Here is a 17,270-nt window from a genome sequence, read left to right on the forward strand (position 1 = left end):
CCGCCTAATGTAAACATCTTAAGGTTTTTTAAACCATCGATTTTAGTGCATCTCGAATAAGCTGTTCACTCGACGCATCATCATTTTCATAAGCACTCTGCGCGTTAGAAACTGATTTTTCTGCCTGAGGGCGTTTGTAACCTAGCGCCATAAGTGCACTGATTGCTTCCTCTTTTGCAGATGCCATCGGACTAAGAACAGGCGCTGTCTGTCGAGGAGAAAGCGATTGCTGAGAAATCGCCGTCGCACTCGGCGCATCTAAATCTTTTAATTTGTCTTTTAGTTCTACGACCAAACGCTCCGCAGTCTTTTTCCCCACGCCGGGCATTTTTACCAAGGCGGTGATATCTTCAATCATCACTGCATGTACAAATTGAGAAGCCGACATGCCTGACAAAATCGTGCAAGCAAGCTTAGGTCCAACGCCGTTGGCTTTAATCAATACACGAAACAAACTCCGCTCTTGCCTTTCAATAAACCCAAATAAGAGCTGTGCATCCTCCCTCACCACAAAATGCGTATACAGGGTAGTTTGCGCTCCGACTTCAGGCAATTGATAAAAACTCGTCATCGGCAATTGGATCTCATAGCCCACGCCATTCACATCGAGCAAAATATCGGGGGGCAGCTTTTCTAAAATCGTTCCGCGCAATAGTCCAATCATTCTATCCCATACCAACTTATTCTTATCGTTTTACTGTTTTATTTTACGCCAGCAAGTTATACGTTTAGCTCATATATAAGGGTTGAGTGCGCCTAAGCTCTCACTCAACGAAGCCTTCGGCGTACGGTTTTTTTCGCCTGCCCTGCCATGCGCACAAGACTTTGCTCAGTATGCAAGTGACAAAGCGCAACTGCAAGCGCATCTGCAGCGTCTGCCTGCGGCGTTTTTGTAAGCTTGAGCAAATACGTGACCATGTGCTGCACTTGTGTCTTATCTGCCGCCCCAATTCCTACGACAGACTGCTTAATTTGCCGTGCAGAATATTCCGCGACCGAAAGCCCTTTATTGGTCGCCGCAACAATCGCAGCGCCTCTTGCCTGTCCAAGTTTTAGGGCAGAATCCGCATTTTTTGCCATAAACACCTGTTCGATAGCAAATTGCTCAGGTTGGAACTGCCGAATAATTTCGCTCACTCCCGTAAACACATTATGTAAACGTTTGGGCAAATCATCATCCTGCACACGAATACATCCGCTTGCGACATACACCGCTTTATTTGCCACGACTTTAATAATGCCATAACCGGTCACGCGAGAGCCCGGGTCAATGCCTAAAATGATACTCATTGCGTCTGTGGCCCCTTAAAGGAATTATCAGCATCCATCAGGGAAGGCTCTGGAACGAATTTATCAATAGCTATACGATTGGATTCGGACCATGCTTTGTTAATGGCAGAGCGTTTATTTGTCCATTGATAGCTTAAGTGCTCAGTGAGCGTAATGCGATGAGTTTTATCGATGCAGGCGCAGAAGACGTGCTCGTTGTTGTAGATAGTGCCTTTAGGGTAACGGTATAGCCATTGTTCCCGTATTTTATATTGATTGATATGACGACAGTCTAAAATGGCGTTATCTTTGGGATTGAGTATCAATCCTGTTTCTTCCTGCACTTCACGGTATGCCGTTTCAATTGGACTCTCACCAGACTCAATCGTCCCCGTTACCGATTGCCAAAAGTCGGCATCATCGTCACGCTGTAATAACAGAACATGAGAATCCGTGCTATAAAGCACGACTAATACCGACTCAGGCCGTTTAAATGCCACCTTCTATTCATCACCCGTTGTTGACGGGTTTGCTTGACTCTCGGTGAGAGTGGCTATGGCAAGTTCTTTTAACTGCTCCGGGTTCGCTTTTCCTGGCGCACCGGTGAGCGGACAGGCTGCCGTAGTGGTTTTAGGAAAGGCCATTACGTCGCGAATGGAATCGGCACCGAGCATCAGCATCACTAAGCGATCCAGTCCAAAAGCCAGTCCGGCATGAGGCGGCGTACCGTACTTTAATGCTTCAAGCAAAAAGCCGAATTTTTCCTGTGCTTCCTGCTCGCTGATGCCAAGTAAATCAAACACTAAAGCCTGCATATTCATATCATGAATACGCACAGAACCACCGCCTAACTCAACGCCATTTAACACCATATCGTAAGCATTGGACAAGGCCTTCTCAGGCGATGCCTTTAGCGCATTTAAATCATTGTCTCTTGGCGCGGTAAATGGATGATGCAGCGCGTATAAATGTCCATCTACTTTTTCAAACATTGGGAAATCCACCACCCAAAGCGGCTTCCACTCACCTTCCAACAAGTCAAAGTCTTTGCCAAGCTTCAATCGCAATGCGCCTAAAGCTTCGGTGACAACATTGTATTTGTCTGCGCCAAATAAAAGAATGTCACCATTTTTAGCCTGAGTTGCGTCAATAAGCTTTTCAATACTTTGCGCATCGAAAAATTTAGCCACCGGCGACTGCACTCCCTCTGCTGGGCTTGCGGCATCATTTATTTTCATCCACGCAAGGCCTTTTGCTCCGTAAATGCCAACAAATTCAGCGTAGTTATCCAATTGTTTGCGCGAAAGTGATGCCCCATTAGGCACACAAATTACCGACACACGACCTTCCTCATCGTTGGCCGGGCCACTAAATACTTTAAACTCTATGTCTTTAACAATGTGATCCACATCGACAATTTCCAGTGGATTACGCAAATCAGGCTTGTCGCTACCATAACGCTTCATTGCTTCTGCGTAGCTCATGCGAGGAAATTCGCCCAAATCGACCTGGAGCATTTTTTGGAATAAATCGCGAATAAGGCTTTCGGTGATCGCCATCACGCCATCAGCATCTAAAAAAGAGGTTTCGATATCAATTTGTGTAAATTCTGGCTGCCTATCTGCCCGTAAATCCTCATCTCTAAAGCATTTAACAATTTGATAGTATTTGTCCATGCCGCTCATCATAAGAAGCTGTTTGAACAACTGTGGGGATTGCGGCAACGCAAAAAACTCGCCTTTATGCGTACGGCTAGGTACGAGGTAATCACGGGCACCCTCTGGTGTGGCTGCAGTCAGAATGGGTGTCTCAATATCTAAAAATTCATTGTCTTCCAAAAAGCGTCTGACGGCAGCAGTGACTTTGCTTCTAAAGACTAAGCGCTCGGTCATAATAGGGCGACGCAAATCCAGATAACGGTACTTTAAGCGCTGCTCTTCGCTATTTTCCTGATTCCAGTCTAAGGGCAAGGCAGGCGCGCGATTGATGATGTTGACTTCTTTGCCCAGTAATTCAACTTCACCGGTGCGCATCTCTTTGTTAATTTGGCTATCAGGACGCGCGCGCACAAGACCAATGATTTCGACACAAAACTCATTGCGTAACTGAGAGGCATTTTCGAAAGCAGATTGTGTATCAGGGTCAATCACCACTTGCAAAATGCCTTCACGATCTCTCAAATCGATAAAAATAACGCCTCCAAGGTCGCGGCGCTTGTTTACCCATCCTTTCAGGGTGACCGTTTGTCCAATGTATGCTTTATCGATTCGTCCACAATAATTCGTGCGCATGTATCTGCCTTGTTTATTTTTATTTATTTACTTGCCATCGCGTCTGTGTGACTGCTTTCTGGCGTAAGTTGAATGGTTAAAATTGCAAGCGTCGCATTATAAACGAAAGCGCTAATAGACAAAACCTTATTACTTGGTTTACGGTTTGTTTTGTTAAAGAAACGTCTGTAAAAAATCGCTGTTTGTTAGACTTTAGCTTAGTAAACAAGATGAAGGGGCTACCGAAATAAAGACGCTGCAAGCTCATCCATGAGGCGCTTGACGAAAAACATCCTTGTTTTTCGACACTTTATTTCGGTAGCCCCTTCATCTTGTTTTTCGCTCGAAATCCAACAGACAGCGATTTTTTAAATACAGAATATAGTTTAGCCTTCAAACACTATTTGAAACAAATGACATGTTGAATACTCATGCGGATACCAAATGACTCACCAAGTTCATGGTCGTGATGACTTGGCGCTAAGCAAAGAACCTGCTCATCAAAATTCGGCAAGGCCAGCCGGTACAGAATATTGGCTCCTCTAAATCGTTTATCAATCACCGTCGCTTTTAAAGGGCTTGCGTCCTCATGAGTAATATCGTCCGGTCGTACAAGCACCTCAACTCCTTGTCCCTCAACCGCATTGGCAAGCACCGTGGCATTTTGAGAGGCCTTTAACATGAATCGACCAAGCTGCGTATTAACATACCAGTTTGGCGAGTCATACAGCATTTCGCCTGAGATAAAGGTGCTTTCACCAATAAAATTGGCAACAAAACGCGAGGCGGGCTTATGGTAGAGCGCATAGGCATTATCCCACTGCTGACAGGCCCCTTGCGCAAAAATCCCAATAATATCAGCCATGGCAAAGGCTTCGTTTTGATCATGCGTAACGAGTAACGCGGTGATCCCCAGTTTTTTAATGATTCGCCTAATCTCAACGGCAACGCGTTCCCTAAGCTCAGGATCAAGACTTGAGAATGGTTCATCCAATAACAACAATTTAGGTTTTGGCGCAACCGCTCTGGCAATCGCCACGCGCTGCTGCTGGCCGCCAGAAAGCGAGTGTGGATAAGCATTTGCAAACTTTTCAAGACCTACCAGCGCGATATTCTCTTTTGCAATTAGCTTTCGATCTGTCTTGGATAAATCTTGCAAACCGTATTCTACATTTTGCTGCACGGTCATGTGAGGGAACAAGGCAAAGTCCTGAAATACAACTCCAACACCGCGCTTGTCAGCACTGATGAAGTGGTTTGCATCGCTTACGCAGCGCCCGTCAATATTAATCGCTCCTTGCTTAGGCTGCACAAAACCGGCAATTGCCTGGAGCAATGTCGTTTTTCCACAGCCCGAAGGACCTAAAATGCAGCCAATATCGCCGCTTTGAAGCGTAAAATTGATATTGTTAAGCACAGCCGAATCTGAGTAGGCAAGACACAAATTAGAAACATACAGCATAGGTTCAGACATCTCAGGCGCTCAATTTATTTAGTTGACGAGTTAACAAGATAACCGGGATGAGCCCCACTAATACAATGCTTATGGCAGGAAGCGCTGCATCAATTAATCGCTCATCTGAAGCAAGTTCAAACGCTCTCACTGCCAGCGTATTAAAATTAAAAGGCCGCAAAACCAAGGTCGCTGGCAGCTCTTTTAAAATATCCACAAACACCAATAACGAAGCGCTTATCAAGCTGCCCGAAAGCATAGGAATATGAATTCGTCTAAGCATTGTCCACGCGCTGCCCTGAAGTGAAAGCGCGGCATTATCGACTTTGTTTGGAATGCGGGCCATTCCTGTTTCTGTGTTTTGCAAAGCCACGCTAACAAAGCGAATTGAATAGGCAATAAGCAAAGCTCCCAAACCACCAGATAAAATCAAACCTGGTCGATAGTCAAACCATGTCATTGTGAGACGATTGATATTCTGATCAAACCACCCGCTTAATATTAAAACGCCAACGGCAATAACAATACCCGGTAGCGCATAGCCAAGGCTCAAAATGCGTTCAGAAGCTGACACCGATTTTGGCGAAAATTTATCGCTAAGACCATTATGCGTCCGGATCTTATTTAACTGCATTCGCTTGGCATAGGAAACAATCAAGGCAATGATCACAATAATAACGGCCCCCATCAAGGCGAGTGTGAAACTGTTTTTCACAACATCAAAAAAGGCAGGCCAGTCTCCAATGTCTGCGTAATTAATACTCCAGATAAGCAATTGTGTAAAAGGAATGACAAATCCAAACAGGACTGGCAGTAAACATAGCAGGCACAAGACAATACCTTTTACGCCGCTCGTTTTTTTTGCCCGAAGCTTTTTATTCAGGCTTGTTTGGTACTGCTGTGCATCTTTACGGCTGCGCTTTTCAATTACCAATAAAACAAGCACAAACATGCAAAGCACGGTAGAAAGCTGAGCCGCACCCTGAATATCTCCCATTCCAAACCAGGTTCTAAAAATACCGGTACTAAAGGTGCTTACGCCAAAGTATGCCACTGTGCCATAGTCAGCAAGCGCCTCCATCATCGCCAGAGAAGCCCCGGTTAGAATGGCAGGGCGTGCAAGTGGAAGGGCCACCTGACGAATATGCTGCCAACGCGTGCGCTTTGCAAGCGCGCTTACCTGCTCAAAGCTGCTGGATTGCTCGGAGAATGCCGTTCTCGCTAAAATATATACATAAGGATAAAACACCAAAATCATCATAATGATAGCGCCTGATAGCGAGCGAACATCCCAAAACCAGTACTCGCCTCGCTCCAGCGAAAAAAGTTGTCGCAAGGTACTTTGAACCGGTCCTGTAAAATCCAGCAATCCGGTGTAAGTGTAGGCAATGATGTATGCCGGCATGGCAAGAGGAAGCAGAATAAGCCATGACAAAACGCGATGACCAATAAAACGGTAATTGACCATGATATAGGCGAGATAGCTGCCAATGACAATGCTACCTAAGCCAACAGAAATGGCGAGGATCAGACTGTTTGTTACGTACTCTGCAAAAACGGTGTTAAGTAAGTGCGACCAAAGCTGCGTGTCGATCGAAAAAAGTGAAAAAGCAACAATACACAAAGGCATCACAAGCACAGCAGTGATGCTTAAACTCGTGCCTGTGAGCCAGTTTGTTGCTTTCATGTTTCTCTAAGGGTTCGTATTAAGTCGAATTAACGCCAACCTGCTTTATCCATCAGCTTAAGCGCATCACCGTTAAGCTCACCCATTTTTTCCAAATCCACTTCTTGCGCTTTAAACTCGCCAAAGCTGAGTAGCTCGTCGCTCCATTTAACACCGTCAATGACGGGATATTCGTGGTTAATTTCTGCATACCACTGTTGAGATTGTTCTTCTAACATAAAGCGTAATAAAGACTGGGCATTGTCTTTATTTTGCGCATATTTTGTGATGCCAGCTCCAGACACATTGATGTGAACACCAGTCGAATCCTGATCTGGCCAGATAACGCCAACCTGTTGTGCTATTTGACGGGTTTCTTCATCCGGCGAATCTAGCATTCCGCCTAAATAATACGTGTTGGCAACTGCCAGCTTACATTCGCCGGCAACCAGTGCTTTTATCTGATCTCTGTCACCACCTTTTGGTGTGCGCGCAAAATTCTCAACGAGATCTTTAGCCCAATCAAGCGTTTTCTCTTCACCTTGCAAAAGAATTAAAGAAGCCACCATCGACTGGTTATAAATGTTGCTCGACGAGCGAATACAAATCTCAGACTGATACTTGTCGTCACCTAAATCACTCAATGAATCAATCTCGCCAGGGTCAATGGCCCCTTTCAAATACATAATTGGACGAGCACGTTTTGTCAGCGCAATCCAGTTGTAGTTGTCAGCAGCAAATGCTTCGGGAACGCGCTTTTTTACAACGTCGCTTTCAATGGATTGCAACAAACCCAATTCATTGGCGCGGGTTAAGCGTCCTGCATCTGCCATTATAATCAAATCAGCGGGTGTTAGCGCGCCCTCTGATTGCAAACGACTGATGAGTGCATCCCCCTTGCCGGTGACCAAATTGACTTTTACCCCGGTTTGCTCAGTAAACTTATCGAGTAACGGTTTAATCAAGGCCTCCTGGCGTCCTGAATACACATTCAGTTCCTCTGCCAGGGATTGAGAAATTGTGCAAGAGAGCAAGCTTCCTAGTAGAAGGGTTTGCACTGCTTTTCTAAATGCTGTTTTTTTAAATGCTGTTTTTTTAAATAAAGGTTTAATAAACACCTCCAATATCCAATGTAGTAATCAGATGGTATTGATAATACTTCTCAATTGCAACAAAAGACCTATGGCTTACAAAAAGTTAATTTTAAATCAAAACGCTTTTGCTATCATGACGTGCTCTAACGCTAGTGCAAATTTATCACGAGCTAAGCGAGTTCTGGCATCAATTTTGTATATTTGTTAATCAAGGCAGTACAGGCCCATGAATAATTCGAGAATTGTTTACTCAAGCGACCAAGGTCGTATTAAAGAAGAAAAAAGCACCTCAACTACGCCGCCTGCAGGAGACGGTATTGTGCGAATTAAGCGCATTACCAAAGGCAAAAAAGGTAAAGGCGTAAGCAGTATTGAAGGCCTAGGTTTAAACCAAGCCGAGCTTAAGGTGCTTTGCTCTGAGCTTAAAAAGCAATGCGGCTGTGGTGGTGCGGTTAAAGACTTTTCTATCGAAATTCAAGGTGATGTACGAGATAATCTAAAGCAAATACTTGAAGGCAAAGGCTATAAAGTGAAGCTGGCTGGCGGTTAATTACTTCGCCACATCACAATAGCTGCATGCTGGTAGTATTTTTTATATGAGACCCATACATGCAGCAACTGTCTATTTCTGACTTACATATTTTGTTAGTAGAACCCTCTGATACGCAAGCTAAAATCATTAAAGGATTATTGACGAACGCCGACGTTCACGGTGTGGATATTGTCAAAAATGTGGCGCAAGCGACTGATGAGCTAAAAAAACACAATGTGGATTTAGTCGTCAGTGCCATGTACCTGTCTGATGGCTCTGGACTGGATATTTTACAACGACTAAAACAAGACGACGCCACACATAATATTCCTTTTATGTTAGTGTCTAGTGAAACCAGTCCACGCAAATTAGATGAGTTTAAGCAGTCGGGCGTTGCAGCAATCCTACCTAAACCATTTGAACCCATTCACTTGCAGCGCGCACTTAATGCAAGCCTTCAATTGTTAAATACGGAAGAACTTGATTTATCTCTTTTTGATATTAAAAGCGTACGAGTACTCCTTGTTGATGACAGTCGTTTAGCCCGCAACCACATCAGGCGTGTGCTGGAGAACATGGGCATTGAACAGATTACAGAAGCAGAAAACGGCGCACATGCCCTTACTTTTCTAAAAGACCAGGAATTTGACCTTGTGGTCACTGATTACAACATGCCTGAAATGGACGGTCGTGAACTATCTGAGTTCATTAGATTTAACCCGCAAACCGCGCATATACCTATTATTATGGTGACCTCTGAAGCGGCAAACTCCACACATATGACTAATATTCAGCAAACGGGCGTTAACGCTTTATGCGATAAGCCATTTGAGTCGGATGAGGTTCGCGCCATATTGGCGACTTTGCTAGATAATCGAAACGAGTAAAATTAAATATCAAATTGTCTCAATTTAAATCCTTGATTGCCTAATTGTGGATTGACATTGCCTCTGCCAATGCACAAAATTGCCAGTCTATTTAGGGAAAACAGGGAAGCATCTTGACCAACCAAGATTTAGAGGCACTTCGCAAAGCCATTACTGAAACTGACTATGCACTTTTAAAAATCATCGCAGAGCGACAAAAGCTCACGATGGAAGTGGCGCGAACAAAAGTGAAGCATCACATTCCAGTGCGCGACCACGCTCGTGAAGAGCAATTGTTAGTCCGCTTAATTAAACAAGGCGCCGAAGTTGGTTTAGATGCCCATTTTGTTACCAAGCTCTTTCATGTCATCATTGAAGATTCTGTTTTAAACCAGCAGTCAATGCTTGCTCAGTGGGCCAATCCCGATGCGCAACTTCCGTTAAATCGCGTTGCCTTTTTAGGTGAAAAAGGGTCCTATAGTTATCTTGCTACACAAAAGTACTTCTCGCGCCGAAGTGGCGAATTAATGGAAATTGGCTGCAGTAGCTTTGCCGAAATTATCCAAAAAGTGGAGTCCAATGAGGCAGACTATGCTGTTCTACCCATTGAAAATACCTCGTCAGGCAGTATTAATGAGGTCTACGACCAGTTACAGCATACTCGTTTGAGTATTATTGGAGAGCTCACCCATCCAATTAATCACGCATTGCTTGTTCATCAGGATGTTGAGCCTGGCAAAATCAAAACACTTTATGCGCATCCTCAAGTATTCGCTCAGTGCAGTCACTTTTTAGCTGAGCTTGGCAATGTTGAAGTGAAACCCTGTGACAGCACCTCTGCCGCCATGCTTAAAGTCAACGAACTCAAGCGGGATGATGTTGCCGCAATAGGCTCATCCGCAGGCGGAAAGCTCTATCATTTGCGCGCAATTAAATCGAATCTCGCAAATCAAAAAGAAAATCATAGTCGCTTTATTGTGGTAGCAAGTAACAGCATCAAGGTGCCTTTACAAGTGCCTGCCAAAACAACGGTTGTGATGTCTACCGTTCAAACGCCTGGGGCATTGGTCGATTGTTTGATGGTGCTTAAAGAAAATAACATCAACATGACAAAGTTAGAATCGCGTCCTATCAATGGGAATCCGTGGGAAGAGATGTTCTATGTGGATATGCAGGGCAACATTGAAGATGGGCCTATGCAGACGGCCATTGATAAGTTGCGCGGTATGACGCGATATTTTAAGGTGCTCGGTTGCTACCCAGTGGAGGAGGTATCACCTACCCGAGTCGCTGCGGTAAATGCATTAACCGACAAATAGGGTCTATTGAAAGCAGAATAGCCTTGTTCAACAAAAAAGCGAGGCGCTTATTCTATTTTACGTAAGAGATGACTGTCGTCTGCTTTAAGCAGCATTTTTTTGCTATCGCTTAAACATATTTGCGCATAATCGCCAAACCACGCTGCCGCCTGGTCAAATTGCTGAACAAAGCCCGCTTTATCACCATTTTCAAGCAGTTTTATTGCTTGCTCAAAACGCTGGCTAAAACGCTTTAACAACAAGATGCTATCTTTGTTGCTGAATATAATATCGGCATAAAGCTCTGGAGATTGCGCAAACAGGCGGCCTACCATCGCAAGCTCTAAGCGATAAATAGGTGAACTAAACGCGATAAGCTCATTAAGTGATGGATTTTCCTGCTCTAAGTGTTGACCATAAACAAAGGTCGAGAAATGGCGCATCACCTGAATATAAGCCATCGCATGATCATGCTCTTCGCTGCTGCTATGGTATAAATAAGCGCCCCATAGCTGCATTTGCTCAAGCACCCAGGAGTAGGACGCCGGAAAACGCCCTTCGCAAACAACAACCACCTGCTTGATCATACCCGGCGCATCTGGACCAAACATCGGATGCAGCCCCAAAACAGGCCCTTCGTGAACGTCTAGCATTGCCTCGAGTGGCTGACTTTTAATGCTGGTCACGTCGGCTAAAATACAGTCTTTGTTAAGCTTGGGTAACGCTCTGATAACCTCAATAGTGGAATTTATTGGCACTGAAACAATCACAAGGTCGGCATCTTGCAAAATGGTATCCGCTTTAGGCCAGTCCTCTTTTTCTAAAACTGTGACAGGATAGCCACTGTTTTTAAACAAAGACACAAACACTTTACCAAGCGCCCCGTCTCCGCCAATAACCACAATTTTCGATACCTTCGGGTTGATACAGGCATATTTTGCGTGTTGCGAGTGATAGGAATCACGCATCATACGCCGCAAAATATCTTCCACAAGATCAGGCGATACCCCGATTTTTTCTGCTTGCTCCCGACGCGCTGATATCAAGACTTTCTCGCGCTCAGGAACATACACAGGCAGGGCATTTTCACTCTTCAGTTTGCCAATGTTTTTAGTGACTTGAGTGCGCTTTTTTAAAAGAGAAACCAGCTCAGCATCTATCTCGTCAATTTGCTGTCGAAGGCTACCAAGCTGTTTTTCTAAACTCATGTTGACGTAAGTCTCTTTATTTTACATTTAATTATGAGGCAGCGCGTTTTTTCATACGAAGTGGCAAAACGGTAATGAGTTTTTCCCGCGCGCTCATGATACTTTTGTGCGTTTGCTCCCAGCTGATGCAACCATCAGTGATAGAAATCCCATAGTCTAATTCTTCTGCTTTTTTACCCTTGGTACTTTGATTGCCAGCCAACAAATGACTTTCCAGCATAATACCGATGATAGATTGATTCCCTTCTAAAATCTGATTAACCACATTTTCTGCTACCAGAGGCTGACGACGATAGTCTTTGGCAGAATTTGCATGGCTGCAATCCACCACAAGTGCAGCTTTTACTCCCGCTTGTTCAAGCTCTTCTTCACATTGTGCAACGCAAACAGAATCGTAATTAGGCTGCTTGCCGCCGCGCAGTATGATGTGACCATCGGGATTACCTTCGGTTTTGATTATGCTGACCTGGCCTTGTTTATTTATCCCCATAAAGCTGTGACCAGATGCAGCCGATTTAAGCGCATTAATTGCAATATCCAAACTGCCGTCAGTACCGTTTTTAAACCCGACTGGCATCGACAAACCGCTCGCCATTTCGCGGTGTGTTTGCGACTCGGAGGTACGCGCACCAATAGCCGCCCAGCTGAAAAATTCGGCGAGATATTGTGGGCTGATGGGATCCAATGCTTCCGTTGCTACCGGCAATTCCAGTTCAGCCAGCCAATTGAGCAGTTCGCGAGCTCGACGAATGCCGGTTTCAATATCAAAGCTATCGTCAATGTGCGGGTCGTTGATAAGCCCTTTCCAACCAGTGGTGGTTCGAGGTTTTTCAAAGTAAACGCGCATCACAATAAACAAGGTATCTTTGCATGATTCGTGCAGCTCTTTGAGTTTGAGCGCATATTCTTTAGCCGCTTTTACATCATGAATCGAGCAGGGACCGCATACCACCAATAGTCGATGATCTTTCCCGTGAATAATATCAGAAATGATACCGCGTGCGCTTTGCACGTAATGAATCGCTTTTTCGCTTACCGGTAATTCGTTGGCAAGCTGCTCAGGTGTAATTAGCACCTTTTCAGAGGCTACATGAAGATTATTGACGCTATCTTTTTGCATAGTAAATTCTTAACAATAACTGACCCACACTGAACTTCTCAATGTGCAATCGATAATTAACTTGTAGTAAAGACACGTTATTTTAGTGTAGCGCGAAATGTTGTTGCTACAGCGCGGTGAACCGCGTTCTGTCGGTGTTGTTGCATCCCTTACTGCGAATCGATGATTAGCTCAAGACTCACTGTTTAATCTGGTGAGCCTCGACACTTTATTTATTATGTTCATCGTTATGAGCGTTTTAACAAACCTTAGCCTTAACAGCAATCATTTTATTGTCTTATCATGCTCTGATTACGCATTTTAGACCGATGATTAACGTCAAGGCTTAAGAATTTAAAATAATTGCTTAACCGCCATAGATATAGCTTGATTGTACCCCAAGTGGTAAACCTAAGCTCCAATAAAGCAAAAGGAATGCAGTCCAGCAAACCAGTAAGGTGATGCTAAAGGGCAGCATCATGGATAGCAAGGTACCGATACCTGTCGATTTCACGTAGCGCTGACAATAAACCACTACTAAGGGGAAATAAGGCAAAAGCGGTGTAATGATGTTACTGGAAGAGTCGCCTACTCGATAGGCCACCTGGGTCAAATCCGGTGATATTCCTAAGCCCATGAGCATGGGCACAAAAATAGGACCTAATAGCGCCCATTTGGCGGAGCTTGAACCAACGAATAAATTAACAAATGCAGTTAAAAATACAATTCCCACGATCGTAATCATGGCAGGTAGCTGTAATGATTTAAGAAGCTCAGCACCTTCAAGCGCCAGCAGTGCTCCTAAGTTTGACTTACCAAACGCATCAATAAACAGCGCACAGAAAAATGCCATAACCACGTAATAGCTCATTCCCTGCATGGCCTTAGTCATGCTGTCAATCATATCCTTTGTGGATTTATAGGTACCCGAAATATAGCCATACACAACCCCGGGCAACAAAAAGAGCAAGAAAATGATAGGCACAATGGATTGCATGACGGGCGCCTGAAAGGACGTCAGTGCTCCGTTTGCATCACGCATTGGGGACGTTTCTGGTATTAATACCAGCACGAGTGCGACAATGCCTAATAACAAGGTTGCTGTTGCCCAACGTAGCGCCTTGGTCTGTTGCGCATCCAGTTCATCAAATTTGGGGATTTCTGCCGGGTCCCCGTCAACTTCCACATTTTGAAGCCTCGGTTCAATCACTTTATCGGTGAGATACCAGGCAATAAGAATAACTACAATGGAAGATGCCGAATTAAACCACCAGTTATTGAGCGGGTTAATCATTATGGTGGGATCCATGATGCGGGCAGCTTCCTGGGTAAAGCTTTGCAAGAGTGGGTCAATCGCAGAAGGGATAAAATTGGCCGAAAATCCGCCGCTTACCCCGGCGAATGCGGCAGCTATCCCTGCAAGTGGATGACGTCCCATGGCATAAAAGATTACACCAGCCAAGGGAATAACAAGCACATATCCAGCATCTGTTGCGGTATGGCTGACAATGGCGACTAATACCACCATAGGAGTTAGCAACGCTTTAGGTGTAGCGTCTAACATGCGCTTTAAACCGGCGCTTATAAAGCCAGAATGCTCTGCTACGCCCACACCAAGCATGGCAACCAAAACTACCCCTAGTGGCGCAAACCCTGTGAAAATTGTAACCATACGACTCAGAAAATCTGCAAGAGATTCACCGGTGAGCAGGTTATTGATGACGATTGCTTCTTTCGTTCGCGGATCGATAGCATCGAACGAAAATTGAGAAAAAATAGCCGATAAGGCCCAAACGATTAGTAAACAGATAAAAAAGATAATGGCTGGATCTGGTAGTTTATTACCAACGCGTTCTACCTTGTCTAATGAACGCGTCACCCACGTGGATTTAGCTTGCTCCATCGCTCTTGCTCCGATTGTTATTATAATTGTGCTTTTAAGCAAAGCATGTTGTTCAAAACCTTAGCGTACTTCTGATTGTGCCAGTCTTGATGTGTGGTTTAAGATTATGCGAGTTGCTGAGCTAATTGCAACTGTTTGCTTGTAAGATTTAACTGAAGCTTTATACAAGGCTTAGTCAACGTACGGTAGTTCCTGCTGCTATTACGCTGCCTGAAGGAATGTCAATTCCACCTAAAATGGTAACATTGGCGCCTATCCAGACATCATCTCCGATAGTAATTGGTTTAGAACGACACAAACCTCTAGCCCGCTTATCAGCATCCATATGATGTGAAGTTGTCGCAATTACTGTAGAAGGCCCCACAAACAGATTTTTGCCCAAATGCACAGGAGCGCCGTCAAGAATGCTTACGTTATGATTGAAAAATACCGGACCAGGTGAATAAATATGGACACCGTAGTCGCAATAAAAATTCGATTCAATAAAGCCACCTTTAACGTGAGGTAAAAGCAATTTAAGCGTCGACCTTTTAGCCTGCTTGTCGTCCGGAGCACTCTGGTTGTAGACATGGCAAAGTCGCTTTGCCTGAGAACGCATGTTGACCAGCGTTTTATCAGTCGCAAAATACCACTGTTGAGCCAGCATTTTATCCAATTCACTTATTTGCTTGTTCACTTGCTTGTTCACTTGCTTATCATTTGTAAAAACACCTTGCAAAAACACCGCCACTTACCACTATTAACCCATTTCCCAGCTTATAATGTACTTTTGCTATCTTGAGCTATCTCAAGCTATCTCGCTATCAGCGATTTAATTATGCCTTGTTTGGTGAACAGTTTGCGAGGTAATTTTTCGTAGTAATAAGATGAGAGAGTCAAATATTAAGGCAATCAAAAACCCAACAGCAATTGCCCAAATAAGCGCTGTTAATGACAATGGAATGTTGTATTGATAGGCATTCAAGGTTTCTTTAAACAAAGGAGAGTTTACTTGTTTTGCAACAAAGAACACTGCATGAATTTGTCCTTGCGCGCTGCTGGTTTCTGACAAGATAGAAGATTGTGACTCAAGCATTGCCACTCGCTGTGCAATATAACGAATCGTTTTCGCATCGTCTGAAAAAACGCGGTCGGATGAATTCGCATAATGACTAATTAAGGCGTTGAGGTCTCCTTTGAAGTGGCGTTCTGCTGTATGTATAAACCCGGCAAGATTTAAGCGCGCCTCAGCCAGATGAGCATTTACATGCTGCTCATACTGATTTACAAAGTTGGGGATTTGCAAACCAATCAGGACGCCAAAAGCGAAAATAAAAAGACGTATGTAATTCAATAAAAAGCGCAGAATTAGTTTTATCATAAAGTTTAATTATAAAGTAAGGGCGGAAAAATTTTGTTTAATCATAGTCACAAGCGTCCTTTAGTTTCTGCGCGTGTATAACTGCGTTCAATAAAATGTCGATTGATACTTCGACTCGTCAGTCCCAAATAAGTTTTATACGCATGGCGAGCAAAATAACAAGTTGAGAAAGACCTTTGTACTTCAGATATCATGCATTTTACCGATAAGGTTTTATTAGATGTACAAACCTTTAACTAAATTAAGCAAAAGCGGTAGTAAAAGGTATTGATGAAATAAATTAATTTTGTGTAAACAACAGGCGAATATGTCCACACTGCTTTCTTCAGTTGACCAGCGCACTCAACTTGTGGGTGAAAATAGACTAGAACTTTTATTATTTAAGCTCGGTACGCGACACACCTTTGCTTTAAATGTATTTAAAGTAAGAGAAGTGATCACCACGCCTTTTCTAAATAAAATGCCTGGCTCTCATCATAATATTACTGGCGTGTGCAATTACAGAGGTAAATCCATCCCAATTATAGACTTGAGGATGGCAATCGGATTATCGAAGCAAGAGGATGCCCAGTCAGAAAGCAATGTTATTATTACCGAATACAATCGTAGTGTTCAGGGCTTTTTAATAGGCAGCATAATGAACATCATTAATACCTCATGGAGTGAAATACATCCACCTCCCACCACTGTAGGAAAGAATCATTATCTGACGGCCATTACAAAATTAAAACAAGATAAGAATGAGGCGCTCGTAGAGATAATTGATGTTGAAAAAGTGCTGGCTGAGATTGTTGATTACGATACGCATATTTCTGAAGATTTGTTGGATCAGAGCATACTGGAGCACCTGAAAGGCAGAAAAATATTAGTTGTTGACGATTCTGCTACGGCTCGCTGGCAAATTCGGGAAACAGTCGCTCAGCTTGGTGTTGAAACCATAGAAGAGAAAAATGGCCTTCGCGCACTTAAGCTTTTAAAGTCTTGGGCGGATGAAGGGCGTCGAGTGAACGATGAAATAGTAATGATGTTTACCGATGCTGAAATGCCTGAAATGGATGGCTACAGACTGACAGCTGAAGTGCGAGAAGACCCTCGCTTGCAAGATCTTTATATTGCACTTAATACTTCCTTAAGTGGCAGCTTCAATGAAGCGATGGTGAAAAAGGTAGGCTGCAATAAACTGATTTCAAAATTTCAGCCTGATTTATTAGTGCAAGTACTGCAAGACAGAGTTAGGCATATCCTGGGTTAA

16 protein-coding genes are annotated in these 17,270 nt (G+C 43.9%); 4 read left to right on the forward strand and 12 right to left on the reverse strand.

The genetic code is table 11. From position 1 onward, the window contains the following. Positions 1 to 28: 28 nt before the first annotated feature. The 7 genes from ruvA to D6V41_RS13595 form a co-directional block, all read right to left on the reverse strand. The gene (ruvA, locus tag D6V41_RS13565; RefSeq protein WP_136252066.1) at positions 29 to 664 is read right to left on the reverse strand and encodes a Holliday junction branch migration protein RuvA; all 636 of its coding nucleotides are present in this window, start codon (positions 662 to 664) and stop codon (positions 29 to 31) included. Between the two features lie 104 nt (positions 665 to 768). Further along, the gene (ruvC, locus tag D6V41_RS13570) at positions 769 to 1,290 is read right to left on the reverse strand and encodes a crossover junction endodeoxyribonuclease RuvC (protein WP_136252067.1); all 522 of its coding nucleotides are present in this window, start codon (positions 1,288 to 1,290) and stop codon (positions 769 to 771) included. Continuing rightward, positions 1,287 to 1,769, reverse strand: coding sequence for a dihydroneopterin triphosphate diphosphatase (nudB, locus tag D6V41_RS13575; RefSeq protein ID WP_136252068.1), 483 nt, complete (start codon positions 1,767 to 1,769; stop codon positions 1,287 to 1,289). The genes ruvC and nudB overlap by 4 nt, the downstream gene beginning before the upstream one ends. Before the next feature lie 3 nt (positions 1,770 to 1,772). Continuing rightward, positions 1,773 to 3,560, reverse strand: a complete 1,788-nt coding sequence (gene aspS, locus D6V41_RS13580) for an aspartate--tRNA ligase (protein WP_136252069.1) — start codon at positions 3,558 to 3,560, stop codon at positions 1,773 to 1,775. Positions 3,561 to 3,939: 379 nt separating this feature from the next. Further along, positions 3,940 to 5,001 (reverse strand): ABC transporter ATP-binding protein, encoded by a 1,062-nt coding sequence (locus tag D6V41_RS13585; protein ID WP_136252177.1) that lies wholly within the window; start codon positions 4,999 to 5,001, stop codon positions 3,940 to 3,942. Positions 5,002 to 5,014: 13 nt separating this feature from the next. Beyond that, positions 5,015 to 6,679 (reverse strand): ABC transporter permease, encoded by a 1,665-nt coding sequence (locus D6V41_RS13590; protein ID WP_136252070.1) that lies wholly within the window; start codon positions 6,677 to 6,679, stop codon positions 5,015 to 5,017. 29 nt (positions 6,680 to 6,708) lie between these two features. Continuing rightward, complete coding sequence (locus D6V41_RS13595) at positions 6,709 to 7,647, reverse strand: extracellular solute-binding protein (protein ID WP_136252071.1); 939 nt, start codon at positions 7,645 to 7,647, stop codon at positions 6,709 to 6,711. Between the two features lie 331 nt (positions 7,648 to 7,978). Between D6V41_RS13595 and yciH the strand changes: the two genes are divergently transcribed. The 3 genes from yciH (at position 7,979) to pheA (ending at position 10,469) form a co-directional block, all read left to right on the forward strand. Beyond that, positions 7,979 to 8,302 carry a stress response translation initiation inhibitor YciH gene (gene yciH, locus D6V41_RS13600; RefSeq protein WP_136252072.1) on the forward strand — a complete coding sequence of 108 codons (324 nt, stop codon included), beginning with the start codon at positions 7,979 to 7,981 and terminating at the stop codon, positions 8,300 to 8,302. A gap of 59 nt (positions 8,303 to 8,361) precedes the next feature. After that, complete coding sequence (locus D6V41_RS13605) at positions 8,362 to 9,171, forward strand: response regulator (RefSeq protein WP_136252073.1); 810 nt, start codon at positions 8,362 to 8,364, stop codon at positions 9,169 to 9,171. Between the two features lie 113 nt (positions 9,172 to 9,284). Continuing rightward, positions 9,285 to 10,469, forward strand: coding sequence for a prephenate dehydratase (pheA, locus tag D6V41_RS13610; RefSeq protein WP_136252074.1), 1,185 nt, complete (start codon positions 9,285 to 9,287; stop codon positions 10,467 to 10,469). Between the two features lie 47 nt (positions 10,470 to 10,516). Here the strand turns inward: pheA and tyrA are convergent, their stop codons facing one another. From tyrA to D6V41_RS13635, 5 genes are all read right to left on the reverse strand, one after another. Beyond that, on the reverse strand, positions 10,517 to 11,656 hold the full coding sequence (gene tyrA, locus D6V41_RS13615) for a bifunctional chorismate mutase/prephenate dehydrogenase (RefSeq protein WP_136252075.1): 1,140 nt from the start codon (positions 11,654 to 11,656) through the stop codon (positions 10,517 to 10,519). A gap of 31 nt (positions 11,657 to 11,687) precedes the next feature. Next, on the reverse strand, positions 11,688 to 12,776 hold the full coding sequence (locus D6V41_RS13620; RefSeq protein WP_136252076.1) for a 3-deoxy-7-phosphoheptulonate synthase: 1,089 nt from the start codon (positions 12,774 to 12,776) through the stop codon (positions 11,688 to 11,690). Between the two features lie 346 nt (positions 12,777 to 13,122). After that, a complete protein-coding gene (locus D6V41_RS13625; RefSeq protein WP_136252077.1) occupies positions 13,123 to 14,658 on the reverse strand; it encodes an AbgT family transporter in 1,536 nt (511 codons plus the stop codon). A gap of 175 nt (positions 14,659 to 14,833) precedes the next feature. After that, positions 14,834 to 15,346 carry a sugar O-acetyltransferase gene (locus D6V41_RS13630; protein WP_136252078.1) on the reverse strand — a complete coding sequence of 171 codons (513 nt, stop codon included), beginning with the start codon at positions 15,344 to 15,346 and terminating at the stop codon, positions 14,834 to 14,836. 123 nt (positions 15,347 to 15,469) lie between these two features. Continuing rightward, a complete protein-coding gene (locus D6V41_RS13635) occupies positions 15,470 to 16,018 on the reverse strand; it encodes a DUF2937 family protein (protein WP_136252079.1) in 549 nt (182 codons plus the stop codon). Positions 16,019 to 16,325: 307 nt separating this feature from the next. On the opposite strand from D6V41_RS13635, the gene D6V41_RS13640 reads away from it, so the two are divergent. Continuing rightward, complete coding sequence (locus tag D6V41_RS13640; RefSeq protein ID WP_136252080.1) at positions 16,326 to 17,270, forward strand: chemotaxis protein CheV; 945 nt, start codon at positions 16,326 to 16,328, stop codon at positions 17,268 to 17,270.

It is taken from the genome of Ningiella ruwaisensis, from assembly GCF_004798935.1.
GTDB classification, from domain to species: Bacteria; Pseudomonadota; Gammaproteobacteria; order Enterobacterales; family Alteromonadaceae; genus Glaciecola; species Glaciecola ruwaisensis.

What these genes read in the sequence shown, in the direction of transcription:
- ruvA (WP_136252066.1), bottom strand. Translation starts at nt 664, where the DNA reads ATGATTGGACTATTGCGCGGAACGATTTTAGAAAAGCTGCCCCCCGAT.
- ruvC (WP_136252067.1), bottom strand. Translation starts at nt 1,290, where the DNA reads ATGAGTATCATTTTAGGCATTGACCCGGGCTCTCGCGTGACCGGTTAT.
- aspS (WP_136252069.1), bottom strand. Translation starts at nt 3,560, where the DNA reads ATGCGCACGAATTATTGTGGACGAATCGATAAAGCATACATTGGACAA.
- D6V41_RS13585 (WP_136252177.1), bottom strand. Translation starts at nt 5,001, where the DNA reads ATGCTGTATGTTTCTAATTTGTGTCTTGCCTACTCAGATTCGGCTGTG.
- D6V41_RS13590 (WP_136252070.1), bottom strand. Translation starts at nt 6,679, where the DNA reads ATGAAAGCAACAAACTGGCTCACAGGCACGAGTTTAAGCATCACTGCT.
- yciH (WP_136252072.1), top strand. Translation starts at nt 7,979, where the DNA reads ATGAATAATTCGAGAATTGTTTACTCAAGCGACCAAGGTCGTATTAAA.
- D6V41_RS13605 (WP_136252073.1), top strand. Translation starts at nt 8,362, where the DNA reads ATGCAGCAACTGTCTATTTCTGACTTACATATTTTGTTAGTAGAACCC.
- tyrA (WP_136252075.1), bottom strand. Translation starts at nt 11,656, where the DNA reads ATGAGTTTAGAAAAACAGCTTGGTAGCCTTCGACAGCAAATTGACGAG.
- D6V41_RS13620 (WP_136252076.1), bottom strand. Translation starts at nt 12,776, where the DNA reads ATGCAAAAAGATAGCGTCAATAATCTTCATGTAGCCTCTGAAAAGGTG.
- D6V41_RS13625 (WP_136252077.1), bottom strand. Translation starts at nt 14,658, where the DNA reads ATGGAGCAAGCTAAATCCACGTGGGTGACGCGTTCATTAGACAAGGTA.
- D6V41_RS13635 (WP_136252079.1), bottom strand. Translation starts at nt 16,018, where the DNA reads ATGATAAAACTAATTCTGCGCTTTTTATTGAATTACATACGTCTTTTT.
- D6V41_RS13640 (WP_136252080.1), top strand. Translation starts at nt 16,326, where the DNA reads ATGTCCACACTGCTTTCTTCAGTTGACCAGCGCACTCAACTTGTGGGT.